General features: G+C 67.3%; 8 protein-coding genes and 1 tRNA gene (1 of these 9 cut by a window edge). 8 read left to right on the plus strand and 1 reads right to left on the minus strand.

Going from position 1 to position 12,369, the window contains the following annotated elements:
* From GVY64_RS12710 to GVY64_RS12720, 3 genes are all read left to right on the plus strand, one after another.
* Positions 1-3,382: the 3' portion of an alpha/beta fold hydrolase gene (locus GVY64_RS12710; RefSeq protein ID WP_159840911.1), read on the plus strand. The gene continues 22,067 nt to the left of window position 1, outside the view; only the last 3,382 of its 25,449 coding nucleotides appear in the window; its start codon lies off the left edge, out of view; it ends in the stop codon at positions 3,380-3,382.
* Between the two features lie 99 nt (positions 3,383-3,481).
* Positions 3,482-4,840, plus strand: coding sequence for a hypothetical protein (locus GVY64_RS12715; protein WP_159840913.1), 1,359 nt, complete (start codon positions 3,482-3,484; stop codon positions 4,838-4,840).
* Between the two features lie 150 nt (positions 4,841-4,990).
* On the plus strand, positions 4,991-5,419 hold the full coding sequence (locus GVY64_RS12720) for an ester cyclase (RefSeq protein WP_159840915.1): 429 nt from the start codon (positions 4,991-4,993) through the stop codon (positions 5,417-5,419).
* A gap of 89 nt (positions 5,420-5,508) precedes the next feature.
* Here GVY64_RS12720 and GVY64_RS12725 read toward each other — a convergent pair.
* Positions 5,509-5,591 (minus strand) — tRNA-Leu (locus GVY64_RS12725).
* A 225-nt stretch (positions 5,592-5,816) separates the two neighbouring features.
* Here GVY64_RS12725 and GVY64_RS12730 point away from each other — a divergent pair.
* From GVY64_RS12730 to GVY64_RS12750, 5 genes are all read left to right on the plus strand, one after another.
* Positions 5,817-7,217 carry an FhaA domain-containing protein gene (locus GVY64_RS12730; RefSeq protein WP_159840917.1) on the plus strand — a complete coding sequence of 467 codons (1,401 nt, stop codon included), beginning with the start codon at positions 5,817-5,819 and terminating at the stop codon, positions 7,215-7,217.
* Between the two features lie 205 nt (positions 7,218-7,422).
* Complete coding sequence (locus GVY64_RS12735) at positions 7,423-7,890, plus strand: FHA domain-containing protein FhaB/FipA (protein ID WP_063017079.1); 468 nt, start codon at positions 7,423-7,425, stop codon at positions 7,888-7,890.
* The gene (locus tag GVY64_RS12740) at positions 7,887-9,395 is read left to right on the plus strand and encodes a PP2C family protein-serine/threonine phosphatase (RefSeq protein ID WP_159840918.1); all 1,509 of its coding nucleotides are present in this window, start codon (positions 7,887-7,889) and stop codon (positions 9,393-9,395) included. Before GVY64_RS12735 ends, GVY64_RS12740 begins: the two co-directional genes overlap by 4 nt.
* A complete protein-coding gene (locus GVY64_RS12745) occupies positions 9,395-10,879 on the plus strand; it encodes an FtsW/RodA/SpoVE family cell cycle protein (RefSeq protein ID WP_159840920.1) in 1,485 nt (494 codons plus the stop codon). Before GVY64_RS12740 ends, GVY64_RS12745 begins: the two co-directional genes overlap by 1 nt.
* Positions 10,876-12,342: a peptidoglycan D,D-transpeptidase FtsI family protein gene (locus GVY64_RS12750; protein WP_159840922.1), complete on the plus strand. Its 1,467-nt coding sequence runs from the start codon at positions 10,876-10,878 to the stop codon at positions 12,340-12,342. The genes GVY64_RS12745 and GVY64_RS12750 overlap by 4 nt, the downstream gene beginning before the upstream one ends.
* The last annotated feature ends 27 nt before the right edge of the window (positions 12,343-12,369 follow it).

Here is a 12,369-nt window from a genome sequence, read left to right on the forward strand (position 1 = left end):
GGCCACATTCGACAACCTGTGGAACTGGGCCGCACGCCTCTCCGATGACTCCCTCCACCACCTGTTGATCGGCTTCACCCACCGAGTCACCGGACAGCTGTCGGCCATTCATCGCGGCAAACCGCCATCGGTGACCGACCGCGTGACGAATCCGGCCCGCTTACTGGGCGCGATCGTGGCGGAATCGGCCAGCCGTTTCGGCGACAGCGTTCCTTCCGACACGCCGACCACCTACCGGGATTTGTCCGCTCTCGCGTCCTGGCTGCGGGCGAACCGAAACACCGTCACCGATCTGCACGCCGGCATGACCGCCGTGCTCGACGCCGCGTTCGCTGTGGCCCGTACGGCCGCAGGCCACCGCTGGTCGGTGGGTGCCATGCACCACACGGTCCCCGCGCATGTCCAGGAGATAGCACGCCATATCGAAGAAGCCGGGCAGCACCGAATCTGGCTCGAGCAGGATGCATTCCCGCCGGATGGCGCCCTCGATGCGGAACGTGTGCGGCTTGCGCGGTCCGTCGTGCTGGACGATGTGCGCATCCCGACGATGGCTCAGATGGTCGCGCGGTGGGCCGATGTCATGGACACGCTGCTACGGTTGCGATCCGGCGAGGACTTCTCGCCGAGGTACGCGACGATCTTCCAGTCGCTGCCCATCCACGCCCTTGCGCTCGATCGGGCGCGAACCGGCTCCGACCGGCTGTTCGCCGCGACGGCCGCGACTGCTCTGCCGCATCTGCTCGATGCGGCGTTCTACCTGCTCCCCACCAACAACTCCGCCTTGGGGCTGGACTACCTGCGTCAGGTCGACGACCTGCTGAGCGAGGCCACCACGCGCTTCACGGATAACATTGCAATCTACTCGCTCCAAGAAGCCGCCGACGACATACACAGGCTCTACGAAGACATCATTGCCGCGAACTCCCGCCGATCGCCCGAGGTCCGGGCGCGGCGCATTCACGACACGTTATCGGACTTTTTCAGCATCGGATCGGAGCCGCACCTACACCGGACATTTCATTGGGCAGTGCGGGCGCTGTGGGGACTGGGTAGCCAGCGTCCGGGGATCGAATACGCGACTCGGGAGCACCGGCTGGACCCCGTCCTGCCGTGGGACTGGGATATCACCGACGACGAGCGTGCCCTCGCCGCAACCGCAGCGGACTTGCTGCACAGCCTGTGGCGACCGGAGGCCGGCATCTCGTCATTGCTAGGCCACAGCGGTTCTCGGGATCTGTTCGAGGACACCTTCGACAGCGTCTCGAGGAACATGCGATGGTGGAGAAAACTCGGAATATGGACCGGCGGGCACACAACGATCGGTTCCCTGCTGGCGGGAGCCACGGGTTTTTCGGTGTCGCAGATGCAGTTGGCGGTGCTGAGACAGTATCCCCACATCATCGGAGCCGCCGCCGGCATCGAATACCGGGCGCGGGATCTGGCGAATAGGCTATCGCTCGCACGCGATCTCGAATCCCCCGGGCTCGCCCCCGAAATCCGGCATGAGCTCGCCGCGCTGCGCGAGCGACTGGCAGAGGTCAGACACCGCGCCTTCGGGCTCCGCAGCCCCGGCTCCGGCCCGGCACCGGTGCTGCTGATCTCCTACGATCCCATCGCCGAAGGCGGCACCGGCAGAGCTGTCATCTCGATCGGCGAAGCCGACAGCGCATCCTTCATGGCGTTCAACGTCACCGGAACCGACACGCTCGTCACCGGTCCGTCGAATTGGTCGGATATCGCCTGCCGGCAGTACGAGGAAGCGCAGCAGCATGCGCCGCCCGACGCCCGCGTAGCGATCATGTTCACTGTCGGCCTACCGGGTGGGAGCGGTGCACCTACGCACACCGCACGGCCGGACACCATGCCGATGGACAACGTCATCGAAGCCCGAGACGTAGCCGGGGAGATCGTGGCGAGAGAACTCATGACCTACGACGCAACCCGCGAATTGGCCCTCGACAGCAGCGACGAGAGTTGGTCGCGAATGGTACGACTATCCACCGCGATCGGGCACGGCGACGGTATCGGTGTGCTGCGCGCGGCCGCTAATACCCTGTGGCTCGGTCGAGCTGTGGACCAGATCGTTCTCGCTCCCGGTTCGGCAGACGACCGGCTCCCAACCGCCAGTCAGCTCGATATCGGCACCGAGCATGTGTACACGCTCAATCCCCACCGCGACCGGAACGGCGATCCGAACACCATCGGGCTGATCATGGTCGGACGCGGCGGCGATATCGAATCCGCACCCGACGCCGCCGGTCGATCAGCCGCTCCGCTGATCGAGACGCCCACCACCGTCCGCGATCTCTCTCAGCTGCTCTCTGCGCACGAATACCGTCCCCTCGACGGCAGCCGGGGGTACGCCATGACTGACGACGAGGGCCTGACGGTGTACCGAGCAGCACAACCACTGCTCCATGACGCCCTGCGGGGAACCTACAACACGACCGTCCTCCTCGACGACCTCGGTTTGGTTCTGCGCATCGGTCGACCCGATACCGGCAGCTACGACCCACGTTTCGGACCCGAGCACAGAACCCTCCCGGTCATCTCCCGATACGTTCGAAGCGCACCGCAACTACTGAAAGTCATCACCGGTCGCATGCCGGACGGGCGCGTCATCGACGAATCAGCGCCGATTCTGATCGAAAGGCTCGCGCGGGGACAGAATCTCGCGGAGACATTCCGGCGAGCCGACCGGAGAACGATCCGGTCCCACCAGGGCCTGATACTGCGCGCCTTCGCGAGCATCCACGAGCAGCTGCGTGCGATGCCGGAGGACCATCCGCTGCTGGATCAACTGACACCACCAGGCGTCGCGAAGGGCGACACCGGCGGGTGGTACCTGAACCATATCGATTGGTACACCGCGAATTTCTATCTGCGGCACCTCGAGCGCTTCGGTCACTTGTTCGACGAGTTCGGCCTGCTCCGCGGCAATCCTTTCGAACCGTTGATCGATGAGGCTCGGTCGATGCGGGAGTCCCGCCACCACATCCTGCATGCCGACCCGAACGAGGGAAACTTCCTCATCAGTAACGAGCTACGCGTGACCCTGCTCGACTGGGAGCTCGCCGTCAACGGTCCGAGCGCCTACGACTGGGCCCGGCTGGGCCATCTCATTCCCGGGATCGAGGTGCCCCGCGAACTCGGCGGCCCGGACATGGTGAAATTCGCTCGGCTCGAGAAGTTCAAACGGGTCATGAACGACACGGTCAAACTGGCACCGCTGGCTGCCGCCGGACAACTCACCCCGCAACTGATCGAATTCATCGACACCGAATTCAGCGAGGCCGTGATCCAGGTGCGTCAGCTATCCGGTCACACCGACCTACTGCCGCCACGGGCGGAACTCAAGATTCTCCGGTCATGGCGACCGTGAAACCCCAGCGGGTACTGCTCACTCCCCGGTGTGCGGCGAGCTCAGCGACCAGATATCGATACGGAGGACGACGTGGTAGACGCACCGAGTGGGTTGACCATGGAACACCCACTCCCTCGTGCGCTGGCGGAGCACGCGCCGGCCGGGTGGGAACGGGTGGACGCGGTGTTCGCGGTCACGGTGGTGGCCGAGATCGCCCAACTCGTGTATGCCGTCGGCCGGCAGGCGGTGTCGGTGAACCCGCCGGAGCCGGTGCTTGCTCTCGTCCGGGAGCACCGTGCGATCGCGGCCGGCTCCGGCGCGGCCCCGTGGTGGCGAATGATGATCGCGATGACGAGCTCCGGCCGGATCGAGGTCGCCTACGACTACGGTGACGAACCCTTCCCGGACGGTCAACTGTTCGTGCCGGAGGCGTATCGCGCCGATCTCGAGGCGTATCCGCGCGAAAAGGTGCCGGTGTGGTTGGCCGCCTACATCGGGCACGGCGACCGGCAGCGGCGTACTCCACAGCAGGCCGCCGCCCAGGCCCGCGCCGACCGGGCCGAACAGGTGTGGGCGGTCCTCGCGGAGAACGAGTTCCCCCCGTTCCCGCAGATGTGGGCCCGCTGGACGACGATCTCGGCGGCCTTCGTGGCGGCGAAGTCGGAATGGGGCCCTCGGATGCTGCCCTGGGTCGGGGTCTTCGAAGGCACTGCGCGCGGTGGCTCCACGTTGCACGCGCTTCCGGCCGGACGCGCCGTGTTGTCCGGTGGCGTATGGAACGCGCCGACCCTGGACGCCGTGTACAACGCCGGCGCACCGATGCCCGAGCTGTACGGCGGCGCGCCGGACTGGGTCGCCGACCCCGTCTTGAATCCGCGGGCCGCTTCCGGCCTGCTGTCGTTCTGCTACTGGTGGGAAGCCGGGCGGTGGTATCGCGGGCAGTCGCCGTCGGCCCAGGAGTGCGCGCCCGCGGTGCCGGGCGTCTGGACGCGCGAGACGGCGACGAAGATCGTCGCCGGGACGCTCGGGGATCGTTCGGGCGAGGACGCGATCGAGGCGATAGGAGCGTTGTTGTCCGCCGCCGAGGCGGGGAGAGTGACAAGAGCCACGCTGGCCGCCGTCTTCGCCGACGACGGCCGCTTCGACATCGACGGGGCGCTCTATCAGTTCTCGGTGGCCGGGCTGCTGTCCACGGCGCCCGAGCCGCTGCCTGCCGAAGCGGCGATCAGCCGGGTACGGGACTATGTGACCGGACGGCAGCTCGACACCAGCGGGTATCCGCTGTCGCAGCTGACCGCCGAGCGCTTCCGCTTCGGCTGGATGGTGCACGTGCCCGAGAACCCGCGGTCGGAACGGGCGATCTTCTATATCGCCGACGACGGCGAGTTCGTGCACTCGTCCTCGGCCGTCGATCCGGCGCGCTTCATCGCCGCGTTCGAGCAGCGCTTCCTCGACCGCCACGGCCCGGCGGACTGAGCGTGCGGCGCGAGGACCTTTCCTGATCGTTCGCTACCAAGCTGTATCCGTTTTCTGAGCAGCGTTGTCAGAGGTTGCTGCCCGCGCGGTGCGACACTCGGGTAAACGACGGCCGTTAGCCGCCCCGGCACCCGAGAGGAAAGGTCGGTCATGTCGCTGGAAGCCAACAAGGCGCTGGTCCGCCGGTTCTACGCGGAGATCGACGCGGGGAACGTCGACGCCATGGATGACCTCGTCGCCGAGGATTACATGGATCACTCGCCGCCGCCGTTTCCCGGCCTTTCCCCGGGTCGCGAGGGCCTCAAACAGGCGTTTCGCATGTTTTGGGACGCCACTCCAGGCCGGCACGTGATCGAAGACCAGTTGGCGGAAGGCGACCGGGTCGTCACCCGGCTCACCGCGTACGGCCGCCACACCGGGGACCTGCCGGGGATACCGGCGACCGGGAACGAATTGACGATGACCGGCACAGCGATCCACCGGATCGCGGACGGCAAGATCGCGGAGAAGTGGTCCGACAAGGATGTGCTCGGATTCTTGCAGCAACTGGGAGTACTGCCCGCCGTGGAAGGGCACTGACGCACCCGACATCGGTCACCGGCGATTCGAAACCCGAAAATAGGGAAAGCCGCGTATCAGAATGAACCTGAAACACGGCTTCCCGTCTGTGGGCGAAGGGGGACTTGAACCCCCACGTCCCGAAGGACACTGGCACCTGAAGCCAGCGCGTCTGCCATTCCGCCACTCGCCCGAGCGACTGGGAGACAGTATCACGGCCGCGCGGCTGATACGAAATCGCCATTTCAGAGGCCTGACTGGGGGCCTGAACGGGCCCGGGAACCCAGGGCCGTCGCCAAGAGTTACAGGTGTGGACGATCGTGGATATCATGCAATGAACGTGGTCGATTAACGACACGCCATACACGCGTGTCGTTGTTACGAATCAGGAAGAGACGCGCACCGAAGGGAGGCCGAGATGGGCATCGTTTCGCGCTTCGAGCGTCGCCTGCAAGGCGCCGTCGGTGACGTGTTCGCCCGAGTGTTCGGCGGCAGTGTCGTACCCCAGGAGGTGGAGACGGCGCTGCAACGCGAGGCCGCCGACCACGTCCAGGACCTGGGCGGCGGGCATCTGCTTGCGCCCAACAGCTATGTGATCACGATCAACACCTCCGATCACCAGCAGTTGGATGCCGACCACGACCTCACCACCCGCGCGTTCGCCAAACACCTCCAGGACTACATCCGCGACCAAGGCTGGCAGACCTACGGCGAAGTACACGTGGCGTTCGAGGCATCACCTACGCTGCACACCGGACAGTTCAGGGCGAGTGGCCGCGTCGATCCCGACGTCGGACACAGAGCCAGCGCGGCTCGCGGCCCCGAATCACCGCCACAACGACCTGCAAACCCGCAACCAGGAGCTGGCCCCATGACGCAGAACTCAGGCTACGACCCGAGCCGTGAGCCCGCGGAGTCCGATCCACGCAACCGCGGGTACGCTCCACCGCCTGCCGGTCGCGGCGGTGCGCAGAACGGCGCGTACCGCGACGACTACGGCCGCGGCGGCGCGTACGGGGCGGATTACCAGGCTCCGGACGCGCAGCAGGGTTACGGCGACTACCAGAACGGCTACGACTACCCGCAGGGTGGCCAGGGCTACGGCCAGCAGGGCGGTTACGGCGAGTCCGGCTACGGCCAGCAAGGCGGCTACGGAGAATCCGGCTACGGCCAGCAGGGCGGGTACGCCGACCGCGGCTACGGCCAGCAGCCGGGCTACGGCGAGCAGGGTTACGGCCAGCAGGGCTACGCCGACCAGGGTTACGGCCAGCCGGGCTACGGCGAGCAGGGTTACGGCCAGCAGGGCTACGCCGACCAGGGTTACGGCCAGCCGGGCTACAGTCAGCCCGGGTACGGCCAGTCCGGATACACCGACCCGAGCTACGGCGATCAGAACTACGCCGACCAGGGCGGCTATGGCCAGGAGGAGCAGGGCGGCTACGGCCAGGCATACTCTCAGCAACCGGGGTACGGCGCGCCGCAAGGCTACGCGGGCGGAGCAGGCTACGGCGCTGCGCCGCAGGCGGGCTCGGGCTATTCGGCGACCCTCCAGCTGGATGACGGCAGTGGCCGGACTTACCAGCTGCGGGAAGGCAGCAACATCATCGGCCGCGGCCAGGACGCGCACTTCCGCCTGCCCGACACGGGCGTCTCGCGCAGGCACATCGAGGTGCGCTGGGACGGCCAGACCGCGATGTTGTCCGACCTCGGCTCCACCAACGGCACCCTGGTGAACGGTTCCCCCGTGCAGGATTGGCAGCTCGCCGACGGCGACGTCATCCGTGCCGGGCACTCCGAGATCCTGATCCGCATCGTCTGATCCCGTAAGCTCGCGGTGCAGGTCACGAGATGGCTCTCGAGGGATTCGTGGGTCGTATCGTGATCGAAATCGACCGACGGCCCTATGATGCTGCCAACACACGCGCGGCGCCGACATCGGGGCCGGCAAGACCAGCAGGCTGGTGGGGGTGGTCGAACCGCACCTACGGCACCGACGTACACGGTCGAACAGGAGGTGGAGCGCCGTGCAGGGACTGATCCTGCAACTGACCCGTGCGGGGTTCCTGCTGCTGTTGTGGTTGTTCGTGTGGGCTGTGCTGCGCACGTTGCGCAGCGACATCTACGCGGCATCCGGCATTCGGATCCAGCCCAAGGCCCCACGCGGTGCCGCGGTGCTGCCGTCTTTCAGCCGGGGCCAGAAGGGCGCCAAATTTCTTGTGGTGACTCAGGGTTCACTCGCCGGCACCCGCATCTCGCTCGGCACCCAACCGGTGCTGATCGGGCGTGCGGACGATTCCACGCTGGTGCTCACCGATGATTACGCCTCGACCAGGCATGCGCGACTGTCTCCGCGTGGTGACGACTGGTACGTGGAAGACCTCGGCTCGACGAACGGCACCTACCTCGATCGCGCGAAAGTCACCACCGCCGTCCGTGTTCCACTCGGCACGCCCGTCCGTGTCGGCAAGACAGTGATCGAGCTGCGATCGTGACACTTGTTCTCCGCTACGCAGCGCGCAGCGACCGCGGTCTCGTCCGAGGCAACAACGAAGACTCCGTGTACGCGGGCGCCCGGCTGCTCGCACTCGCCGACGGTATGGGTGGCCATGCCGCGGGAGAAGTCGCGTCCCAGTTGATGATCGCCGCGCTCGCCCATCTCGACGACGACGAACCCGGCGACGATCTGCTCGGCAAGCTCGACGCGGCGACCCGGGAAGGCAACGCTGCCATCGCCGATCAGGTCGAGGAGGAGCCCGAGCTCGACGGCATGGGCACCACGCTCACCGCAATCCTGTTCGCGGGCAGGAAACTCGGCCTCGTGCACATCGGCGACTCGCGCGCCTACCTGTTGCGCGGCGGCGAGCTCACCCAGATCACCCGCGACGACACGTTCGTCCAGTCGCTGGTCGACGAGGGCAGGATCACACCGGAGCAGGCGCACACGCATCCGCAGCGTTCGCTGATCATGCGCGCGCTCACCGGCAACGAGATCGAGCCGACGCTGATCATGCGCGAATCGCGCGCCGGTGACCGCTACCTGTTGTGCTCCGACGGCCTCTCCGACGTGGTCAGCGACGAGACCATCGCGAACACGATGCGCGAAGGCAGCACCGACGAGTGCGCCGACCGGCTCATCGAGCTGGCGTTGCGCAGCGGAGGCCCGGACAACGTCACCGTCGTCGTGGCCGACGTCATCGATCTCGACTACGGCCAGAGCCACCCGATCGTGGCGGGCGCCGCCTCCGGCGTCGACGAGGACACCCCTCCGCCGAATACCGCCGCGGGCCGTGCCTCCGCCTTGCGCCCGCCGCGCGCCGCTCCGCGCCGGGCCGCCGCCGCGCCCGAGCCGCCCGCGAAGAAGTCGCACCGCTTGCGCTGGATCGTGCTCGCGCTGGCGCTCGTCGTCGCCGTCTGCGTGGGCCTCGTGGTCGGCTACAAGATGATCCGCAGCAACTACTACGTCGGCGCCGACGACGGCTCGGTGGTGATCCTGCGCGGGCTGCCGGGGTCGATCCTCGGCTACTCGATCCATGACGTGAACCTGGTCGGGTGCGTCACCCGCAACGGCGAACTCACCCTGACCGAGCCCGGCGCGGATGTCCCTTCCGCGTGCAAGCCGCTGAAGGTCGACGATCTGAAGCAGACCGGCCGCGACCAGGTGGACAAGGGATTGCCGCCGGGTTCGCTGGACAAGGCCAGGGACTCGATGACCTACCTCGCCCAGCGAGAACTGCTGCCGCCGTGCCCGGTCAAGGAAGCGGCGCCGCAGCCCGGGGTCGTCCCGCCGGTCGAGACCGCACCGCCCGCGCCCAACGGCGCTCCGCCCGCACCTGCCACCGCCGCTCCAGCGCCGGCTCCGGCGCCGGCGCCGGAACAGGGTGATGCCAGGGGCACCGAGATCAAGACACCGACGAAGTCGGAGGCTCCGGCCGCGCCGTCGAGCACCACGTCACCCAACCCCCAGACCGCGGGGGAGAACTGCCGGGTGACGGACTGATGTCCGCGCCGGCACCGCCGTCGGCTGGAGCTTTTCCCAGTCCCCCGGGCGGCTTCGCTCCCGCGCCACCGCCGAGCACAAGACGAAACGTCGAACTGTTGCTGCTCGCGGCGGCGGCGGTGATCACCACTGTGTCCCTCTTCCTGGTCGAGGCCAGTCAAGAACAGTCGCTCACCTGGGATATCGCCAAGTACGGCCTGGCCTACCTGGCGCTGTTCGCGGTAGCGCACCTGGCGGTGCGGCGGTTCGCTCCCTTCGCCGATCCGCTGCTGCTGCCGATCGTCGCGTTGCTCAACGGACTCGGTCTCGTGCTGATCCACCGGCTGGATCTGGCCGACCAGCAGACCGCCGCCTACAACTCGTGGGCGACCCCGTCACCCGACGCCACCCAGCAGATCCTGTGGACCGCGCTGGGCACGCTCGTGTTCATCACGCTCCTGATCGCGCTGCGCGACTACCGCACCCTGGCCCGCTACAGCTACACCCTGGGTCTGGTCGGTCTGGTCGCCCTGGCCATCCCGGCGCTGCTGCCCAGCAAGTTCTCCGAGACCAACGGCGCGAAGATCTGGATCCGGCTGCCCGGGTTCAGCGTGCAGCCGGGTGAGTTCGCGAAGATTCTGCTGATCATCTTCTTCGCCTCGGTGCTGGTCGCCAAGCGCGAGCTCTTCACCGCCGCCGGTCGCCACGTGCTGGGCATGGAGTTCCCGCGCGGTCGCGACCTCGGTCCGATCCTGGCCGTCTGGATCGTCTGCATCGGCGTGCTGGTGTTCGAGAAGGACCTCGGCACCTCGTTGCTGATCTTCAGCACGGTGCTCGTCATGCTCTACATCGCCACCGAACGGGTCGGCTGGCTGGTCATCGGCGGCGGGCTGCTCGCCCTCGGTTTCGTTTTCGCCTACCAACTGTTCGGCCACGTGCGGGTCCGGGTGGAGACCTGGCTGCACCCGTTCGACGACTACAACAACACCGGCTACCAGATCTCCCAGTCGCTGTTCGGTCTGGCCACCGGCGGACTCGCCGGGACCGGCTTGGGCAGCGGCAGGCCCAGCCAGGTGCCCTTCGCCAAGACCGACTTCATCGTGACCACCATCGGCGAGGAACTCGGGCTGATCGGGCTCGCCGCGGTCCTGGTGCTGTTCCTCGTTTTCGTGGTACGCGGCCTGCGCACCGCCCTCGCGGTGCGCGACAGCTTCGGCAAGCTGCTCGCCGCCGGACTCGCGTTCACCATCGCGGTTCAGCTGTTCGTCGTGGTCGGGGGTGTGACCAAGCTGATTCCGCTGACCGGTCTCACCACCCCCTTCATGTCCTACGGCGGCTCTTCGCTGCTGGCCAATTACGCATTGCTGGCGTTGCTGATCAAGGTCTCCGACGCCGCCCGCGCACCCGCCCCGGTGCGCAAGAAAGAACCGGCGCCGATCGCCGACGCGCAGACGGAGCTGCTGCGGCGCGACGGCGGACGGCCCGAGGCGGGGCAGCTGACATGAACACTCCACTACGCCGAGTCGCGATCGCGGTGATGGTGATGGTCGTCGCGCTGCTGGCCAACGCCACCTACGTCCAGGTGATCAAGGCCGACGACCTGCGCTCCGATCCGCGCAACTCCCGGGTTCTGCTGGACGAGTACGCCCGCCAGCGCGGGCAGATCTCGGCGGGCGGCACCGTGCTGGCCAGTTCCATCGCCACCGACGACCGCTACAAGTACCTGCGCGCCTATCCGACCGAGCCGGAGGCGTATGCCCCCGCCACCGGTTTCTACTCGATGCAGTACGGCAGCACCGGATTGGAACGATCCGAGGACTCGGTACTCAACGGCTCCGACAGTCAGCTGTTCGGCAGTCGCCTCGTCGACCTCATCTCCGGCCGGGACCCGCGCGGCGGCAACGTGCTCACCACGCTCAATCCGCTGATGCAGCAGGTCGCCTACGACCAGATGACCCGCAAGGGCTACACCGGCTCGGTGGTGGCGATCGAGCCGAGCACCGGCAAGATCCTGACCATGGTGTCCACGCCGAGCTACGACCCGAACCTGCTGTCCGGCCACGACGGCGCGCGCGGCACCCAGGCCTGGGAAACGCTGAGCGCGGATCCGAACCATCCCATGCTCAATCGCGCCATCTCGCAGACCTATCCGCCCGGGTCCACGTTCAAGGTCGTGGTCACCGCCGCCGCGCTGGCCAACGGCGTCGCGACTCCCGACGACCAGTTCACCGCCGCGCCGACCTTCACCCCGCCGGGCACCAGCACCCCGATGGAGAACTACAACGGCACCACGTGCGGTCCGAACCCGACCGCTTCGCTGCTCGAGGCATTCCGGCGCTCGTGCAACACCGCTTTCGCCGAACTCGGCATCAAGGTTGGCGCTTCAACCCTCAAGGACGAAGCGGCCGCGTTCGGCGTCGGCCCGCACCGGGGTATCCCGATGCCGGTGGCGGAGAGCACCGTCGGCCCGATCTCCGACGACGCCGCCCTGGCCCAGAGCAGCATCGGGCAGCGCGACGTGGCGTTGACCCCGCTGCAGAACGCGGTCGTCGCGGCGACCATCGCCAACGGCGGTGTCCGGATGGAGCCCTACCTGGTCGATCAGCTGCAGGGCCCGGATCTGAGCGAGCTGTCGAAGACCAAGCCGGTCTCGGTCGGCCAAGCCGTCAGCGCCGATGTAGCGTCGACCGTGACCAACCTGATGATCGCGTCGGAGGGCAACACGGCTGGAGGTAACCAGACCCCTTATCAGATCGCGTCCAAGACCGGCACCGCGGAGCACGGGACCAACCCGCGCAACACGCCGCCGCATGCTTGGTATATCGCGTTCGCCCCCGCGCAGAACCCGAAGATCGCCATCGCGGTGATCGTGGAGAACGGTGGGGACCGGGCGCTTGCCGCGACCGGTGGCTCGGTCGCCGCGCCGGTGGCTCGCGCGGTTCTCGACGCCGGTCTTCGAGGGGGCTGAACGATATGGATGTGCGAGTGAAGGTAC

Source organism: Nocardia sp. CY41, from assembly GCF_009829325.1.
Lineage (GTDB): Bacteria > Actinomycetota > Actinomycetes > Mycobacteriales > Mycobacteriaceae > Nocardia.

Excerpts from the sequence above, each read along its gene's own strand:
- GVY64_RS12715 (WP_159840913.1), top strand. The coding sequence starts at position 3,482 with ATGGAACACCCACTCCCTCGTGCGCTGGCGGAGCACGCGCCGGCCGGG.
- GVY64_RS12750 (WP_159840922.1), top strand. The coding sequence starts at position 10,876 with ATGAACACTCCACTACGCCGAGTCGCGATCGCGGTGATGGTGATGGTC.
- GVY64_RS12730 (WP_159840917.1), top strand. The coding sequence starts at position 5,817 with ATGGGCATCGTTTCGCGCTTCGAGCGTCGCCTGCAAGGCGCCGTCGGT.
- GVY64_RS12745 (WP_159840920.1), top strand. The coding sequence starts at position 9,395 with ATGTCCGCGCCGGCACCGCCGTCGGCTGGAGCTTTTCCCAGTCCCCCG.
- GVY64_RS12720 (WP_159840915.1), top strand. The coding sequence starts at position 4,991 with ATGTCGCTGGAAGCCAACAAGGCGCTGGTCCGCCGGTTCTACGCGGAG.